Here is a 17,191-nt window from a genome sequence, read left to right on the forward strand (position 1 = left end):
TCCCTAGCATTCCGCGAACTATTTTGTCGACATTTATGCCTATATCCATGCAGCCACACCAGCTTAACCCGTTGATTGAACCGCAGTTTGATGCGGTAACCGAGTATATTCTCAACCACCTCGGCTCCAACGTTCCCCTGGTAGAGAATATCGGCCACTACATCGTGGAGAGCGGCGGCAAACGCCTGCGCCCTCTACTGGTGCTGCTGGCTGCCAACGCCTGTGGCTACGAGGGTAAAGAGCATATCCCGCTGGCCGCAGTGATCGAATTCATCCATACCGCGACTCTGCTGCACGACGACGTGGTGGACAACTCCGAACTGCGACGCGGCAACGCCACCGCCAACGCGAAATGGGGCAACGCGCCCAGTGTACTGGTGGGTGATTTCCTCTACTCGCGCTCCTTCCAGATCATGGTCGAGATCGGCGAAATGGCGATCATGGAGGTGATTTCCAACGCCACCACCGTCATCGCCGAGGGCGAAGTGCTGCAGCTGCTGAACCAGCGCAATCCGGACACCACCGAAGAGTCCTACATGAACGTGATTCTCGGTAAGACCGCCATGCTGTTCGAAGCCGCCACCGAGTGCGGTGCGATTCTGGCGGGCAGCGACGAGAAATCACGCGAGGCGCTGCGCCTGTACGGCCGCCACCTCGGCATCGCCTTCCAGCTGGTCGACGATGTGATGGATTACCTCTCCAGCAGCGAAGAGATGGGCAAGAACGTCGGTGACGATCTGGCCGAAGGCAAGGCGACGCTACCGCTGATCCACGCCATGCGTAGCGGCAGCGAAGAGGAACGCAAACAGGTACGTGAGGCGATCCGCCAGGGCGGCCTCGATGACCTGACGCCGATCCTTGAGATCGTCCGCAACACCGGCGCTATCGATTACACCCGTCAGAAAGCCCAGGAGCAGGTTGATCTGGCACTAGCGGCACTGCAAAGCCTGCCGGCAACCAGCTTCCGCGAGACCCTTGAGCAGATCGCGGGCATGGCGGTTCAGCGCACCAGCTGAGCCGCTTTCGGGCCTCCTATCGGCGCGCGCGCGCGCCCTACCGGGTTCGTTTCACGCAGGAGCGACGCCCTCGCCGCGATCAACCGCCGGTGTTTTGAATCACCGCCATGCCAGATTCAATCGACACGGGGTTGTTATGCCCTTTGGGTGCGTGCCTTACTACTGGCGATGCAGCAGGTAAGCAACTTCGCGAACGGTTTCGCCACTGCGGCTTTTCTCCGCCTCCGCGTCAGCCAGGCGAATCACCGTGAACGCCGGCTCAAACAGCTCGCGGATCTCGTTTTCCGGTACCGCGAACGGCGGGCCAGCGTCGCCGCCAAACTCCAGAGACACCAGCAGCATCTCCACACCGGACGCTATTCGTTGCGCCAGCCGCTCGGCATAGCGCCTGCGCATCTCTGGCGGCAGCGCGATCAGGGCCGCCCGGTCATATACGGCACCGACGCCACGAAAGCTCTCCCAGGGCAGCGCAAACAGGTCGGCGGTCAGCAACACGATGCCATCGCGCTCACGCCGGTGATAGGTATCCACCGTCACGGCAGCGACGTCCAACCCCTGCTCATAAAAGAAATCGCGGCAGGCGATATCACTCAACTCCACCCCGAGCACTTCGTGCCCCTGCTCACGCAGCCAAAGCATATCCTTTGACTTGCCGCACAGCGGCACCAACACCCGACAGCCCGGTTCGAAGCGCAGCTTCGACCAGTACTTCTGCAGCCAGGGGTTTATCTCTGCCTGATGGAAGCCGATGCGGTTTTCCTGCCAGCGCTGATGCCAGAAATCATGTTCCATTTTTATTTATCCCACCTGCCAACCATATGAACAAACGGAGGTAATGTGCCGAATCGCGACCTCTCCATGGAAATTAGCTGACACAGCTCGTGCCTCACAAGCTGCTAACCGCTATAATATGCCGCTATTCTGAACAAATTGGATGTGGATAAACAGTTTTCTCATGACTAGACCTTCTTCCTTTGAACGCGAAGACCTGCTCAAGTGCGGTCACGGCGAGATGTTTGGCCCGGGCAACGCCCAGCTGCCAGTCGACAACATGCTGATGATGGACCGCATCACTCGGATCAGTGCCGAGGGCGGTCAGTACGGCAAAGGCGAGATCATTGCCGAGCTGGATATCCGGCCCGACCTCTGGTTCTTCGACTGCCATTTCCCCGGTGACCCGGTGATGCCTGGCTGCCTGGGACTCGACGCCATGTGGCAGCTGGTTGGCTTCTTCCTCGGCTGGCGTGGTAACGAAGGCCGCGGCCGCGCGCTCGGTTCCGGCGAGGTCAAATTCACCGGCCAGGTTCTGCCAACCGCGAGCAAGGTGACCTACCACATCCATCTCAAACGTGTGATCGAGCGCAAGCTGGTCATGGGCATCGCTGACGGTTCACTGTCGGTTGACGGCCGGGAGATCTACACTGCAAAGGATCTGCGGGTTGGACTGTTCAAAAGCACCGACAGCTTCTGAACCTATTTGCGCAGAGTCTGCTCCAATAAGTAACGGCCAGCGTTGACGGCCAGGGAGCACTGCGAACCCAATTAACAGAACTCGACAAATTTAGAGAGGCTACACATGCGACGTGTCGTAGTGACCGGAATGGGGATCGTTTCCTGTCTGGGTAATGACAAGGAAACGGTTCTGGAATCGCTGAAACAGGGCCGCTCCGGCATCAAATACCAGCCGGAATATGCGGAACTTGGTTTTCGCAGCCAGGTCGCGGGCAGCGTGGACATCGATCTCGACTCACTGATCGATCGCAAGCTGCGCCGTTTCATGGGTAACGCAGCGGCATACGCCTACGTTGCCATGGACCAGGCGGTCAAAGACTCCGGCCTGAGCGAAGACCAGGTATCCAACGTCCGTACCGGCCTGATTGCCGGCTCAGGCGGCGCATCATCCGCCGACATCGTTGAAGCCGCCGACGTGCTTCGCGAGAAAGGCGTTCGCCGCATCGGCCCGTACCGCGTAACCCGCACCATGGGTTCCACCGTATCCGCATGCCTGGCGACCCCGTTCAAGATCAAGGGTATCAACTACTCCATCACCTCTGCCTGTGCCACCAGCGCACACTGCATCGGTAACGCCATGGAGCAGATCCAGCTGGGCAAACAGGACGTGGTCTTTGCCGGTGGCGGTGAAGAGCTGCACTGGTCGCTGACCTGCATGTTCGACGCCATGGGCGCCCTGTCCAGCAAGTACAACGATACGCCGGAGAAAGCCTCCCGCGCTTACGACGCCAACCGCGACGGCTTCGTCATCGCCGGTGGTGCCGGCATGCTGGTACTCGAGGAACTCGAGCACGCCAAGGCGCGTGGTGCCAAGATCTACGCCGAGCTGGTGGGCTACGGCGCTACCTCCGACGGCTACGACATGGTCGCCCCGTCCGGTGAAGGCGCGGTACGCTGCATGCAGCAGGCGATGTCCACCGTGGACGGCACGATCGACTACATCAACTCCCACGGCACCTCTACGCCGGCCGGCGATATCCAGGAGCTGAAAGCGATGAAGACCACCTTTGGCGATGATATGCCAAAAGTGAGCTCCACCAAGTCGCTGACCGGTCACTCCCTGGGCGCAACCGGTGCACAGGAGGCGATCTACAGCCTGTTGATGCAGCAGAACGACTTTATCTGCGCCTCGGCCAATATCGAGGAGCTGGATCCGGAAGCTCAGGGTCTGCCCGTGGTTACCGTACGTCAGGACGGCGTTAACCTGGAGCGCGTCATGTCCAACAGCTTCGGCTTCGGCGGCACCAACTCCACCCTGGTGTTCCAGAAGTACAAAGACTGATAGCAGTCTGCAGACCTAAAAAAACCGTCCATCTGGACGGTTTTTTTGTATCAGCGATCAGCCAGCAAGTTCAGATTGCGCCGATCTCGCGCATCTGCTGCTCCATCCACTCGCTGGCGTCCTTCTGTACTTCATCCACGGAACGCCCTTCCACCGGAACCGGCTTACCGACCCGCACCTGCACCGTGCCCGGGTACTTGACGAAGGATTTACCCGGCCAGAAAACACCGGCGTTGTGCACCAGAGGCACAACAGGCACACCCGCTTTGCAGGCGAGCATCGAGCCCCCCTTGTTCATACGGCCAAGTTTGCCCACCGGCAGCCGCGTACCCTGCGGAAAGATCAGCACCGGTATGCCCTCCTGCAAACGCGCCACACCCTGCTGCAGCAGTTGTTTCAGCGCACCGCGGCGTTCGGAGCGATCCAGTGCGATCGGCTTCAACAGCGCCAGCGCCCAGCCGAAAAAGGGGATTTTCAGAAGCTCGCGCTTGAGCACCACCACCTGGGGCCGCACCAGCAGCTGCAGGTACAGCGTTTCCCACTCGCTCTGGTGGTTGGCAACAACGACGAACGCCTGGCCTTTGGGCAGATTTTCACGCCCCTGCACATCAACCTTTACCCCGCAGCTGATCCGCAGCCAGGCGATATAGAAGTAGTTGATGCTGCTGAGCACGGCAAAGCGGGCACGGAAAGGCAACAGGGGGCCGACGATCAGGCAGAAAATTGCATAGATAATGGTGACCGGGTACATCAGCAGGTAGTAAAGCCCGGAACGCAGGGCCGGCAGGAAGGTTGAGCGTTTCGCCATCTCGCCTCAGCCCCCCGTTACCGGTGGGAAAAACGCGACCTCATCGGCCTGAGCGATAGCGGTATCGAGCCCGCACATCTCCTGGTTCACCGCGCAGAGCAGGCGGGCATTGCCGAGTACACTGCTCCAGGGCTCACCTCTTTCCGCACTCAACCACTCGACCAACCCGGCAACAGTGGTCACACCGGCTGGCAGGTCCAGGGTTTCCGTATCAGCGCCAAGCTGCTCGCGCACACTGGCAAAATAAACCAATTTCATCACTCGTCTCCACGCGACCAGTGGCCGCTTTTACCGCCGCTTTTTTCGACCAGCCGCACGCCCTCGATCTCCATGCCACGATCCACGGCCTTGCACATGTCATAGATGGTCAGGGCCGCCACGGAGGCGGCCGTCAGCGCTTCCATCTCCACACCGGTCTGTCCACTGACCTTGCATCGCGCCTCGATATCGACGCAGCAGTCGGCCTCGTTGGTGCTCAGTTCAACCTTGATGCCGGTAAGCATCAGCGGATGGCAGAGCGGGATCAGTTCATGGGTGCGCTTGGCCGCCTGAATGCCGGCGATACGTGCCACGGTGAGTACATCGCCCTTCTTGTGGCCGCCCTCGATGATCAGCCGCAGCGTCTCCGGCTGCATCCGCACCCGGCCCTGGGCAACCGCCTCGCGGGAGGTCACCGCCTTGTCGGAGACATCGACCATGGAGGCCCGGCCTTCGGCATCTAGGTGGGTCAGTTTACTCACAGGTTGCCCTCCATGCGGCGGCGGTTGAATACCGGATTAGCGTACATCTGTTTCATGATTTCCCGCTCTGGCCCCTCTTCGACCTGGGCAAGGTGAGAATCGAACTGCGCCTGATCTTCCGCTGAAACCTCTTCGCCGGCGGCGGCCAGGTTGGACGGATGCAGGTGATAGTTCAGGTAGATCTGCCGGTCGATCTCCAGCGCCAGATCCTCCGGCGTATCGAACTGGCCACGGATCGGCGAGCCAAAGGCGACGTGGACATGGCCCTTGTTACCGGTGATACCCTTGACGATGCTGTCGATATCCTCGAACTCCTGCTTTTCATAAGCACCAGAGGTCGCCTTCGCCGCCAGCTCGCGCGCTTTGCTGGCATCACAGGGATCGTATTCGTAGGAGATCGATACCGGCACGATATTGAGCCGCTCCACCGCTTCCGAAAAGCTGCGCTGCTTGCGCTGCGACATGTAGAACATCTTCAGCAGTGCCGGATCGGTGCGGTCGTTACCATCCTTGGCCCGGCCTTCGCGCTGGGCGATCCAGATCGAGTGGCCATTCTGGATACTGTGGTCGATATAGCTGGAGAGCTGGGTCAGAGCCGTCATCATTTCGCGACCACGGGCGGAACGGTTGACGATAAAGCTCTTGTTAAGACGCATCAGGTCGGACACATAGGGCTTGCGCAGCAGGTTATCGCCGATCGCAATGCGTACCGTGCTCATGCCGTACTGGTAACGCACCCAGTTCACAAACGCAGGGTCCATGGCGATATCCCGGTGGTTGGAGACAAACAGGTAGGCCTCCTCATCGTCGAACTGCTCGATACCGGAGCAGGTCATCCGGGTGGTGGTGCGCGAAATCATCTTCGCCATGTAATCAGCGACCAGCTTCTGGAAATCATGTACGTCAGACACATCGCCGATACGCGCCGCCAGCGCGATCCGGACGATCGGACGCAGCACCCAGCCCATCCACTCGGACAGCCGGGGAAACTGGTAATGGGTGATGGCGCGAACGAACTCGTCGTTATATATCAGGCCGGTAAGCACCTCGCCCACTTCGTCATCACGATAGGGGCGAATCGCCTGATAGGGATCGTTCACCAGATCTTGTTCACTCATGCGCCGGCATTAACCTCGAACTTCGCGTCAAATGGGCGCACATTTTAGCCAACAATTCGCCGTTTTTCATGCATCGGCGGAAAATCAGCGCAGCAAAGAGGTCAACGGGTAGAATCTCAGTGCCTGACCCTCTTCAACCAGAGTACCCGCTGGCACCCGTGCCAGGCCGTTGCTGTAGAGCAATGACGCCAGCATGCCCGAACTCTGGTTGTTGTAGGGACGCACGACACCCTCGGCATCGCACTCGACACGCAGATACTCGTCACGACTCTGCGTCCGACTGCGGCTGAAGCCCGCAGACACCGGAAACGAAACCGGCTCGGAGACCTGCTCCCCCTGCGCCTTGCGCAGACAGGGCAACGCCAGCAACGCAAAGGTAATCAACGCCGAGCCCGGGTTACCGGGCAGGGCGCAGAGCGGGGTATCACCGACACGGCCAGCGGCAAAGGGCTTACCCGGCTTGATATTGACCTTCCACAGGTCCAGCTGGCCAAGCTTCTCAATCGCCGCCTTGACGTGATCCTCCTCCCCCACGGATACACCGCCGGTGGTGAGGATAAAGTCGGCCTCGGCGGCTGCACGGCTGAGTGCCGCTTCGGTGGCTGGCAGCGTATCGACCACCGCGCCCAGATCCACTCTTTCCATGCCGAGTTCGGCGATCAGCCCCTGCAACAGGTAAAGATTGGAGTTGTAGATCTGCCCCGGCGCCAGTAGCTGCCCCGGCTGCACCAGCTCACTGCCTGTGGATAAGATAGCCACCCGCAGCGGATGGTAGACCGCTACCTCTACGATGCCTACCGAGGCGAGTACACCCAGAGCCACCGGTGTCAGGCGGCTGCCCGCCGCCAGTACCTCTCGGCCCTTCTGTATATCCTGTCCGGCACGCCGGATATTCTGCCCTGCTGAGGCGGAAGCGGTGAACATAACCCTGTCACCAACAGACTCTGTCTGCTCCTGCATCACCACCGTGTCGGCCCCTGCGGGAATCTCTGCGCCGGTAAAAATACGCGCGGCGGTGCCCGGCTCAAGCGGCCCAGGTGCGGCACCGGCCGCTATACGCTGACTCACCGGCAGCGCTTCACCGCGCTGCAGATCGGCCAGCCGCACGGCATAGCCATCCATCGCGCTGTTATCAGCCGGGGGAACGTCTACGCCCGCCTCGATCGGCTCCGCCAGTACACGGCCAACAGCATCCGCCAACGGGCAGTACTCCACCTCAGCGAGGCACTGTATCCGTGACAACAGGTCGGCGAGGGCGACATCAAGCGATATCAGGCCAGGCTGGCTGCAGCTCATGACAGCGCCCTGCGCTGTTCCCGGGCACGCATCAGGGTATCGACAAAATTGCAGGGGCGGTGACGGCTATCCAGTTGCTCGGCGATGATCCGGTCCCAGCCTGTGCGACAGGCACCGGTGGATCCCGGCAGGCAGAAGATCAGGGTTCCGTTGGCCAGCCCGGCCAGGGCGCGGGATTGAACGGTGGAGCTGCCGATCTCCTCCCAGGAGATGTGGCGGAACAGCTCACCAAAGCCCTCTACCTCTTTATCCAGCAGCGGGGCTATCGCTTCCGGTGTGGAATCCCGGTGAGAAAAGCCGGTACCGCCGGTAAGCACGACCACCTGAATCTCCGGATCGGCGATCCACTGTGACACCCGCGCCCGCAGCCGATAGATGTCGTCGGCAATAAGGGCCCGGTCTGCAAGACGATGCCCTGCGGATTCAACCCGCTCGGCCAGCAGGTCACCGGAGGTATCGTTCTCTGAAGTGCGTGTATCGGATACGGTCAGGACCGCGATATCCAGGGGAAGGAACGCTTTTTCGGCGCTGTGGGACATGGAATCTCCTGTTACCGGCAGACGGCGGTACTCAGCCGCCGGTCATATTCATAAACCGCAGAATCTGCGGCTCTTCATCAAGATTGAATTCGTGTTTCTCCGGCTTGATCTCCATCGCCTGACGCAGGGCCGCTTCCAGTGCTTCACTATCGCCGGGATGGTTACGCACGATCTCGCGCAGATCCATGGAGTGTTCGTTGCCGAGACAGAGCAGCAGCATACCCTCGACGGTGAGGCGCACGCGGTTACAGTCGCCGCAGAAATTATGGCTGTGCGGGGAGATAAAGCCGATACGGGACGCAGAGTCCGCCATACGGTAATAACGCGACGGACCACCGGTATCTTCGGTGCTGTTCATCAGCGGATAGCGGCTGCTGATCAATTCGCGCAGCTCATCGCTCGAGCAGTAGGCCTCAGCACGACCGTGCTCGCTGATCTGACCCAGCGGCATCTCTTCGATAAAACTGATATCCAGACCGCTGCGGCGGGCAAACTCGACCAGATCGAGTACCTCGTCATCGTTGCGCCCCTTAAGTACCACCGCATTGAGTTTGATACGCTTGAAACCGGCGCCACGGGCTGCGTCGATACCGGCCAGCACCTTGTCGAGCTTGCCGGTGCGGGTCAGCTCTGAAAACTTGTCGGCATTGAGGGAGTCGAGACTGATATTGAGCCGCTGTACACCGGCGCGTACCAGGTCCTGGGCCATGTGCGGCAGCTGTGAACCGTTGGTGGTCATCACCAGCTCCACCGGCAGACGTCCGAGCCGCTCGATCAGCGAAAGAATATCGCGCCGTACCAGCGGCTCTCCGCCGGTCAGACGGATCTTGTTGACGCCCAGGCGCACAAAGGTCTCACCGATATCGTAGAGTTCTTCCAGCGACAGCACTTCGGAGCGGGGCAGGAACTCCATCTTCTCGGACATGCAGTAAACGCAGCGGAAATCGCACCGGTCGGTGACGGACATCCGCAGATAGGTGACCTGTCGTCCGAAACGGTCGATCAGCGGCGCAGGACCCTTAACACTCATAGAACCACCACTACTAACATTCTTATATTATTTGACTCAAAACGACCGATCGCTCAAGGTGCTCTCCGAACTCACAACCTGTTGATCCTTCGGAACATGTCCAGTCTTTATATTGCCCTGAAACACTTTCACCTCACCACGGTAGCACTGACCATCATGCTGTTTCTTTTTCGCTCGGCGCTGATGCTTTGGTATCCCAGGGGCCTGAACTGGCGCTGGGTCCGAGTGGTCCCTCATGTCATCGATACCCTGCTGCTGCTCAGCGGCACAGGGCTGATGTTCCTGATCCACCAGTATCCGCTGGTGAACCACTGGTTGACCGCGAAACTGACGGCATTGCTGCTTTACATTGTATTTGGCACGCTGGCGTTGAAACGCGGACGTACCCGCAGGACGCGTCTGACAGCCCTGTTATTCGCCCTGCTAAGCCTCGGCTACCTGGTCGCGGTCGCCCGGATTCATTCCCCGACTATCGGCCTGTTTTAACGCGCCCGACTCATAAAGTTCACGCACCAGGCGCTGCAATTCAATGCGCCAGGGGCGTTGGCGAATACCAAAGGTATTTAACAGCTTACTACATTTGAGGACAGACGAAGCCGGACGTTCCACTGATTCGTTCGGCAGATCTTTCGACGCCACCGGCATCAGCTCGCTGACTTTCAGCTCTTCATACTGACGCGCAGCTGCCAGAATCGCTTCGCTGAAACCGTAGCGCGTTGTTATTTCCGCGCCACAGTAATGGTAAGTGCCCCAGGCATCGGCGCCATTGGCCAGCTGTTTGAGGATTGCGACCAGCACCCGCGCCACATCATCGGCGGACGTGGGGCAGCCACGCCGATCATCCGCCGCCAGCACGCAGTTCTCTTTTCGCGCCTGCTGCAGCGTTTTCAACAGGAAGTTGCTGCCGGTCTCACTGAAAATCCAGCTGACACGGAGAATAATGTGGCGCGGCAGCAGCTGTCGTATCAGCTCTTCGCCTTCCCACTTGCTGTTACCGTAAACCCCGAGCGGCGCCGCATCGTCCGCTTCGGTGTAACCACTGGCATAGTGGCCATCGAAGACATAGTCGGATGAGAGGTGCAACAGAGGGATCGACAGTTCACCACAGAGCTCGGCCAGCAGCCGCGGCCCTTCCGCATTGACGGCGTAGGCGCGTTCAGGATTCCGCTCGGACGGATCAACCCGATTAAAACCGGCGCAGTTAACGACATAGTCCGGCAGGTCGGAGGCCAGGATCTCGGTAAGCTGCTCGCGCCGGGTGATATCGAGCTGACGTTTGGTCAGCGCCGTTACTCTGAAATGGGAATCGTCCTGAATAATGCGCACCAGTGCCCTGCCGATCTGGCCTTCAGCCCCGGTTATCAGCAGCCTGGTTGGCTCCGTGTAAAATTGGGAAACGCTTTCCAAAACGGTTTTTCTCTCCTCAAACCTCTCACTTGCAGGCAGACAACAGCCCGAACCGACGCCACCGCCGTTAGCCCAGTATGCTAACCACCATACCCAAACCTAACAGATTGAAACTGGAACCAATTACGTCCAGCAAATCCCAGTGGGAGTGGTACATTCATAGCACAAGTATACGGTATCGCCTACAGCCGCAACGGCCTCAGCTTAGGTGCAAAGCGTTGTGTAACGATGGGGGTCCAGCGAGGTTGTCTACCGCTACCCGAAACGGCCAGCATCGGGTAGCGGTAAACCGGCTATTCGCGTGAGTAATAGCCTCAGAAGGGGATATCGTCGTCGAACGGGTCCATATCCGGAGCCGCCGGCTGCTGCGGCTGTTGCTGAGGCGGCTGCTGCGGAGCCTGGCGCTGCGGTTGACGCGGCTGCTGGGCCGGAGGCTGACCATATCCCATCGGATCAGGCTGTGAATAACCACCGCCTTCACCGCCACGACTGTCGAGCATCTGCATTTCGCTGGCGACGATTTCCGTGGTGTAACGGTCCTGACCGTCCTGGCCCTGCCATTTGCGGGTGCGCAGGGAGCCTTCGACATAAACTTTCGAGCCCTTACGCAGGTATTCACCGGCGATCTCGGCCAGGCGGTTGAAAAACACAACCCTGTGCCATTCAGTACGTTCCTGCTGCTGACCGGACTGCTTGTCCTTCCAGGACTCACTGGTCGCTACGGTTACGTTGGTAACCGCGTTACCAGAGGGCATGTAGCGTACTTCGGGGTCGCCGCCCAGATTACCGACCAGAATTACTTTGTTGATGCCACGCGCCATCTTTGTCTCCACTTAGCGGTTTAATTCACAACTCATCGTCCGCCGAAATCTCCTTTTTCGGGCGGAACGCGTAACGCTCAGAATAACACAGCAAAGCGGTTTAAGGCGCCCTCTGTGAACGCCTATAATAGTCGTTTTGCTCATTCTGGCCGGAGAGTTCATGGACAAGATTCTGGTACGCGGTGCCCGTACGCATAACCTGAAGAACATTGATCTGGATATCCCGCGCGACAAGCTGATCGTCATCACCGGCCTGTCCGGATCCGGCAAGTCCTCCCTCGCCTTCGACACCCTGTATGCCGAGGGCCAGAGACGTTATGTCGAATCACTTTCCACCTACGCCCGACAGTTCCTGTCGATGATGGAAAAACCCGATGTGGATCATATTGAGGGGCTTTCCCCCGCGATCTCCATCGAGCAGAAATCCACCTCGCATAACCCGCGATCCACCGTCGGCACCATTACCGAGATCTACGACTACCTGCGTCTGCTGTTTGCCCGTGCCGGCGAGCCACGCTGCCCGGATCACGATCTGCCGCTACAGGCCCAGACCATCAGCCAGATGGTCGACCAGGTACTGGCTCTGCCCGAGGGCAGCAAACTGATGTTGCTGGCACCGATGGTACAGAACCGCAAGGGCGAGCATCTCCATGTGCTTGCGGATCTGCGCGCCCAGGGTTTCGTGCGCGCGCGCATCAACGGCATCGTTGTGGACCTGGACGAGGCGCCGGCACTGGATAAAAACAAGAAGCACGACATCGAGGTAGTGGTCGACCGCTTCAAGGTCCGCGATGACCTGCAGACCCGGCTGGCCGAGTCCTTCGAGACCGCCCTCAACCTGACCGACGGCGTGGCAACCGTGGCCTGGATGGACGATGACCAGGAGGAACTGGTGTTCTCCGCCCGCTTTGCCTGCCCGAAATGCGGTCACAGTATCCACGAACTTGAACCCCGCATGTTCTCGTTCAACAACCCCCATGGCGCCTGCCCGAGCTGCGACGGCCTCGGTGTGCGTCAGTACTTCGATCCGGCCAAGGTTGTCCATGACCGCAGCCTGACGCTGTCTGAAGGCGCCATTCGCGGCTGGGATCGCCGCTCACTGTACTATTACCAGCAGCTCAAGGCGGTGGCGAAGCATTTCAGCTTCGATATGGACACCCCGTTTCAGGAACTGGATTCCAAACACCAGAAAATCATTCTGGAGGGCAGCGCCAAAGTGGAGGTGCCGTTCGAATACGTTAACGATCGTGGCACCGTGATCACCAAGTCGCATCCGTTCGAAGGCGTGCTCAACAACCTGGAACGCCGCTACCGTGAAACCGAGTCGGAGATGGTGCGTGAGGACCTGGCCAAATACCTTAATATGCAGCCCTGCCCCAGCTGTCACGGTACCCGCCTGCGTCGTGACGCGCGTCACGTCTACATCGATGAGCGCACCCTGCCGGAACTTGTGCACCTGCCGATAGGCAGTGCCAGTGACTATTTCGAGGGGCTGAAACTCAGCGGCAAACAGGGCGAAATCGCGGAAAAGATTCTCAAGGAGATCCGCGAACGCCTGTCGTTCCTGGTCAACGTGGGTCTGGACTACCTGTCACTGGAGCGCAGCGCCGAAACTCTGTCCGGCGGCGAAGCACAGCGAATCCGCCTGGCCAGCCAGATCGGTGCCGGTCTTGTAGGCGTAATGTACATACTCGATGAACCTTCCATCGGTCTGCACCAGAGGGATAACGAGCGCCTGCTGAAAACCCTGGAGCACCTGCGCAGCCTGGGTAATACCGTCATCGTCGTTGAGCACGATGAAGACGCTATCCGCATGGCCGACTGGGTGATCGACATAGGCCCGGGGGCAGGTGTTCACGGTGGCCGGGTTATCGCCGATGGCACACCTGCTGAGGTGATGGCCTGCGAAGACTCCATGACCGGCCAGTACCTCAGTGGTACCCGGTGTATCAGCGTCCCGGATCAACGCAACCCCTGCGACCCTGATGCCATGTTGCGCCTTAAAGGAGCCAGCGGAAACAACCTTAAAAATGTAACCCTGGAGCTGCCGGTGGGCCTGTTCACCTGCATCACCGGCGTTTCCGGTTCCGGCAAGTCAACACTGATCAACAACACCCTGTTCCCCGTTGCAGCGACCGAGCTGAACAAGGCCACCACCCTGGAAGCAGCACCCTATGCCAAGATCGAGGGTCTGGACCAGTTCGACAAGGTGATCGATATCGATCAAAGCCCAATCGGCCGGACACCACGCTCCAATCCAGCCACCTATACCGGCATTTTCACCCAGGTGCGGGAGCTGTTCGCCGGCACTCAGGAAGCGCGCTCCCGCGGTTACAAACCGGGCCGCTTCAGTTTCAACGTAAAAGGCGGCCGCTGCGAGGCCTGTCAGGGGGACGGTGTTATCAAGGTCGAGATGCATTTCCTGCCCGATATCTATGTGCCCTGTGACGTCTGCAAGGGACATCGTTACAACCGGGAAACCCTGGATGTTAAATACAAGGGCCGGAACATCCACGAAGTGCTGGAGCTGACCGTCGAGGATGCGCGTGAATTCTTCGACGCCATTCCTGCGCTGGCCCGCCGCCTGCAGACACTGATCGACGTGGGCCTGAGCTACATCCGTCTGGGCCAGGCCGCTACGACCCTGTCCGGCGGTGAAGCACAGAGGGTGAAACTTGCGCGTGAACTCTCCAAGCGGGATACCGGCAAAACACTCTATATACTTGATGAACCAACTACCGGTCTGCACTTCTACGATATCGAGCAGTTGCTGGGTGTCCTGAACAGATTGCGCGATCACGGCAACACCATCGTTGTCATTGAACACAATCTGGATGTCATCAAAACCGCCGACTGGATCATCGATCTTGGACCCGAGGGGGGCAGCGGCGGTGGCGAAATAATCGCCACGGGTACACCGGAGGAGGTGGCACAAAACCCCGCCTCTCATACCGGACGCTTCCTGAAGTCTCTGCTTTAACCCCGGATTTTCCGCCGTTAAATCGACCTAAGGTGGCCAGTGGCCACCTTTTTTATTACCCCATCCCGGATTACAGACACAAAAAAACCCGATCCAGGGATCGGGTTTTTCGTAACCGGGCTAGTACCGAATTAGTCTTCTGCAGACTCTTCGACAGCAGCCTGGCCAGGCGCACGGTCAACCAGCTCAACGTAAGCCATCGGCGCGTTGTCGCCGGCGCGGTAACCGCATTTCAGAATGCGGATGTAACCACCCGGACGATCCGCGAAACGCGGGCCCAGTTCGTTGAACAGCTTGCCCACAGCCTCAGGGCTGCGAGTGCGCGAGAATGCCAGACGACGATTCGCAACGGAATCAGTCTTGGCCAGAGTGATCAGCGGCTCAGCAAAGCGGCGCAGTTCTTTCGCTTTAGGCAGAGTAGTCTTAATCAGTTCGTGTTCGAACAGAGACACTGCCATGTTTTTGAACATCGCCTTGCGGTGCGCACTTGTACGATTAAAGTGTCGACCAGATTTACGATGACGCATTTTCTAAATCCTTTGCAACTTAGGGTTAGAAGCCAGACCTTAAGAGGCCGCCTTGTCGTCGCCCTTGAGGCTGGCCGGCGGCCAGTTCTCAAGACGCATTCCCAGGGACAGACCTTTGGACGCCAGCACGTCCTTGATCTCGGTCAGGGACTTCTTGCCCAAGTTAGGAGTCTTCAGCAGCTCTACTTCGGTGCGCTGGATCAGATCACCGATGTAGTAGATCTGCTCTGCTTTCAGACAGTTAGCGGAACGAACAGTCAGCTCCAGGTCGTCTACCGGACGCAGCAGAACCGGATCGATCTCCGGCTCAGCCGGCTCGGACTTGGTCTGCTCACTGGCATCCTCGAGGTCAACAAATACTGCCAGCTGCTGCTGCAGGATTGTTGCCGCACGACGGATGCACTCTTCCGGATCGATGGTACCGTTGGACTCGATATCAATAACGAGTTTATCCAGGTCGGTACGCTGCTCAACACGTGCACTCTCTACCGCGTACGAAACACGCAGTACAGGGCTGTACGTAGCGTCGAGCTGCAGACGACCAATAGCACGAGTTTCATCGTCCTCGCTGATACGGGCATCTGCTGGCACGTAGCCGCGACCACGGCTAACCGTCAGGTGCATATTCAGGTTTGCGCCGGTGTTGAGGTGCGCAATCACGTGATCGGGATTGGCAACTTCAACGTCCTGAGTCAGCTGGATATCACCAGCTGTCACGGGACCGGGCTCGGACTTGCTAAGAGTCAGCACCGCTTCATCTGCGTTGTGCAGCAGAATGGCAACACCCTTGAGGTTCAGCAGGATCTCAATGACATCCTCCTGAACCCCTTCGATGCTGCTGTATTCGTGCAGCACACCATCAATCTCTACTTCCGTGATGGCACAGCCAGGCATGGAAGAGAGCAGAATACGGCGCAGCGCATTGCCCAGAGTATGACCGAATCCACGCTCAAGCGGCTCGAGAGTCACTTTGGCGCGTGTCTTACTGATCTCCTGCACGTCGATGTGACGTGGGCTAAGAAACTCGTTTACTGAACGCTGCATTAATTCCACCAGTCAAGAGTTCAAGAATTACTTGGAGTAGAGCTCAACGATCAGGTGCTCGTTGATATCGGCAGACAGATCGCTGCGTTCCGGACGTGCCTTGAAGACACCTTCCATTTTCGCTGCATCTACCTCAACCCACTCAACCGGTGCACGCTGAGCAGCCAGTTCCAGCGCATGCTTGATGCGAAGCTGGTTTTTGGCTTTCTCACGTACGGCGATCACATCACCTTCCTGCACCTGGTAAGAGGGTACATTCACAGACTGACCGTTAACGGTGATCTGACGGTGAGAAACGATCTGACGAGCTTCCGCGCGGGTAGAACCGTAACCCATGCGGTACACGACGTTGTCCAGACGGCTTTCCAGAAGCTGCAGCAGGACTTCACCTGTTGCACCTTTCTGACGAGCCGCTTCTTTGTAGTAGCTACGGAACTGACGTTCCAGGATACCGTAGGTACGACGTACTTTCTGTTTTTCACGCAGCTGCAGACCGTAGTCAGACAGGCGACCACGACGGGCGCCATGCATACCGGGTACTGCTTCTGCTTTGCACTTGCTATCGAGTGCGCGAACACCGCTCTTCAGGAAGAGGTCGGTGCCTTCGCGACGGGACAGCTTGCACTTAGGTCCAAGATAACGAGCCATATTACCGTCTCCAGATTAAACGCGACGCTTCTTCGGCGGGCGACAGCCGTTGTGCGGAATCGGGGTCACATCGGTGATGTTTGTGATCTTATAGCCGCAAGCGTTCAGAGCGCGTACAGCAGATTCGCGACCCGGTCCCGGGCCCTTCACAAACACGTCCAGGTTTTTCAGACCGTATTCCAGTGCAGCATTACCAGCACGCTCAGCAGCAACCTGCGCAGCGAACGGAGTGCTTTTACGGGAACCACGGAAACCTGAACCACCAGAAGTCGCCCAAGACAGTGCGTTACCCTGACGATCGGTTATGGTGATAATAGTGTTGTTAAAAGAGGCGTGGATGTGCGCGAGGCCATCCGCTACCTGCTTTTTAACCTTTTTACGTGTGCGATTACCTGGCTTTGCCATATTCGGAAATTCCTATCG

The 17,191-nt window shown here is 58.6% G+C and carries 19 protein-coding genes; 5 read left to right on the forward strand and 14 right to left on the reverse strand.

The window, feature by feature from the left end; all coding sequences use genetic code 11:
* The first annotated feature begins 47 nt into the window (after nt 1–47).
* Nucleotides 48–1,016, forward strand: a complete 969-nt coding sequence (gene ispB / locus ACQUQP_RS00195) for an octaprenyl diphosphate synthase (protein ID WP_432698732.1) — start codon at nt 48–50, stop codon at nt 1,014–1,016.
* Between the two features lie 159 nt (nt 1,017–1,175).
* Here the strand turns inward: ispB and ACQUQP_RS00200 are convergent, their stop codons facing one another.
* Complete coding sequence (locus tag ACQUQP_RS00200) at nt 1,176–1,808, reverse strand: thiopurine S-methyltransferase (RefSeq protein WP_432696828.1); 633 nt, start codon at nt 1,806–1,808, stop codon at nt 1,176–1,178.
* A 163-nt stretch (nt 1,809–1,971) separates the two neighbouring features.
* Between ACQUQP_RS00200 and fabA the strand changes: the two genes are divergently transcribed.
* Both fabA and fabB read left to right on the forward strand, forming a co-directional pair.
* The gene (gene fabA, locus ACQUQP_RS00205; RefSeq protein ID WP_432696829.1) at nt 1,972–2,487 is read left to right on the forward strand and encodes a 3-hydroxyacyl-[acyl-carrier-protein] dehydratase FabA; all 516 of its coding nucleotides are present in this window, start codon (nt 1,972–1,974) and stop codon (nt 2,485–2,487) included.
* 105 nt (nt 2,488–2,592) lie between these two features.
* Complete coding sequence (gene fabB / locus ACQUQP_RS00210) at nt 2,593–3,810, forward strand: beta-ketoacyl-ACP synthase I (protein WP_432696830.1); 1,218 nt, start codon at nt 2,593–2,595, stop codon at nt 3,808–3,810.
* 70 nt (nt 3,811–3,880) lie between these two features.
* On the opposite strand, the gene ACQUQP_RS00215 is transcribed toward fabB, so the two are convergent.
* From ACQUQP_RS00215 to moaA, 7 genes are all read right to left on the reverse strand, one after another.
* Nucleotides 3,881–4,618, reverse strand: coding sequence for a lysophospholipid acyltransferase family protein (locus tag ACQUQP_RS00215; protein ID WP_432696831.1), 738 nt, complete (start codon nt 4,616–4,618; stop codon nt 3,881–3,883).
* A 6-nt stretch (nt 4,619–4,624) separates the two neighbouring features.
* Nucleotides 4,625–4,876: a molybdopterin converting factor subunit 1 gene (gene moaD, locus ACQUQP_RS00220; RefSeq protein ID WP_432696832.1), complete on the reverse strand. Its 252-nt coding sequence runs from the start codon at nt 4,874–4,876 to the stop codon at nt 4,625–4,627.
* Nucleotides 4,876–5,358, reverse strand: coding sequence for a cyclic pyranopterin monophosphate synthase MoaC (gene moaC / locus ACQUQP_RS00225; RefSeq protein ID WP_432696833.1), 483 nt, complete (start codon nt 5,356–5,358; stop codon nt 4,876–4,878). The genes moaD and moaC overlap by 1 nt, the downstream gene beginning before the upstream one ends.
* Nucleotides 5,355–6,476 carry a 1-acyl-sn-glycerol-3-phosphate acyltransferase gene (locus ACQUQP_RS00230; protein ID WP_432696834.1) on the reverse strand — a complete coding sequence of 374 codons (1,122 nt, stop codon included), beginning with the start codon at nt 6,474–6,476 and terminating at the stop codon, nt 5,355–5,357. The genes moaC and ACQUQP_RS00230 overlap by 4 nt, the downstream gene beginning before the upstream one ends.
* Nucleotides 6,477–6,560: 84 nt before the next feature.
* Nucleotides 6,561–7,772, reverse strand: coding sequence for a molybdopterin molybdotransferase MoeA (locus ACQUQP_RS00235; protein ID WP_432696835.1), 1,212 nt, complete (start codon nt 7,770–7,772; stop codon nt 6,561–6,563).
* Nucleotides 7,769–8,311, reverse strand: coding sequence for a molybdenum cofactor biosynthesis protein B (moaB, locus tag ACQUQP_RS00240; RefSeq protein ID WP_432696836.1), 543 nt, complete (start codon nt 8,309–8,311; stop codon nt 7,769–7,771). The genes ACQUQP_RS00235 and moaB overlap by 4 nt, the downstream gene beginning before the upstream one ends.
* A 31-nt stretch (nt 8,312–8,342) precedes the next feature.
* Nucleotides 8,343–9,341 (reverse strand): GTP 3',8-cyclase MoaA, encoded by a 999-nt coding sequence (gene moaA / locus ACQUQP_RS00245; protein WP_432696837.1) that lies wholly within the window; start codon nt 9,339–9,341, stop codon nt 8,343–8,345.
* 96 nt (nt 9,342–9,437) lie between these two features.
* Between moaA and ACQUQP_RS00250 the strand changes: the two genes are divergently transcribed.
* A complete protein-coding gene (locus ACQUQP_RS00250) occupies nt 9,438–9,827 on the forward strand; it encodes a SirB2 family protein (RefSeq protein ID WP_432696838.1) in 390 nt (129 codons plus the stop codon).
* Here ACQUQP_RS00250 and rfbD read toward each other — a convergent pair.
* The gene (rfbD, locus tag ACQUQP_RS00255; protein WP_432696839.1) at nt 9,765–10,748 is read right to left on the reverse strand and encodes a dTDP-4-dehydrorhamnose reductase; all 984 of its coding nucleotides are present in this window, start codon (nt 10,746–10,748) and stop codon (nt 9,765–9,767) included. The genes ACQUQP_RS00250 and rfbD overlap by 63 nt on opposite strands.
* 314 nt (nt 10,749–11,062) lie before the next feature.
* Nucleotides 11,063–11,569, reverse strand: a complete 507-nt coding sequence (gene ssb / locus ACQUQP_RS00260; protein WP_432696840.1) for a single-stranded DNA-binding protein — start codon at nt 11,567–11,569, stop codon at nt 11,063–11,065.
* A gap of 160 nt (nt 11,570–11,729) precedes the next feature.
* Here ssb and uvrA point away from each other — a divergent pair, with 160 nt between their 5' ends.
* On the forward strand, nt 11,730–14,549 hold the full coding sequence (uvrA, locus tag ACQUQP_RS00265) for an excinuclease ABC subunit UvrA (protein WP_432696841.1): 2,820 nt from the start codon (nt 11,730–11,732) through the stop codon (nt 14,547–14,549).
* Nucleotides 14,550–14,680: 131 nt separating this feature from the next.
* On the opposite strand, the gene rplQ is transcribed toward uvrA, so the two are convergent.
* From rplQ to rpsK, 4 genes are read right to left on the reverse strand one after another with little or no spacing between them, the layout of a single operon-like run.
* Complete coding sequence (gene rplQ / locus ACQUQP_RS00270) at nt 14,681–15,076, reverse strand: 50S ribosomal protein L17 (RefSeq protein ID WP_432696842.1); 396 nt, start codon at nt 15,074–15,076, stop codon at nt 14,681–14,683.
* Between the two features lie 39 nt (nt 15,077–15,115).
* Complete coding sequence (locus tag ACQUQP_RS00275; RefSeq protein WP_432696843.1) at nt 15,116–16,120, reverse strand: DNA-directed RNA polymerase subunit alpha; 1,005 nt, start codon at nt 16,118–16,120, stop codon at nt 15,116–15,118.
* Nucleotides 16,121–16,147: 27 nt separating this feature from the next.
* A complete protein-coding gene (gene rpsD / locus ACQUQP_RS00280; RefSeq protein WP_432696844.1) occupies nt 16,148–16,768 on the reverse strand; it encodes a 30S ribosomal protein S4 in 621 nt (206 codons plus the stop codon).
* A gap of 15 nt (nt 16,769–16,783) precedes the next feature.
* On the reverse strand, nt 16,784–17,173 hold the full coding sequence (gene rpsK, locus ACQUQP_RS00285; RefSeq protein ID WP_036184377.1) for a 30S ribosomal protein S11: 390 nt from the start codon (nt 17,171–17,173) through the stop codon (nt 16,784–16,786).
* Nucleotides 17,174–17,191: the final 18 nt, after the last annotated feature.

This window comes from Marinobacterium sp. YM272 (assembly GCF_050908845.1).
Taxonomy (GTDB): Bacteria; Pseudomonadota; Gammaproteobacteria; order Pseudomonadales; family Balneatricaceae; genus Marinobacterium_D.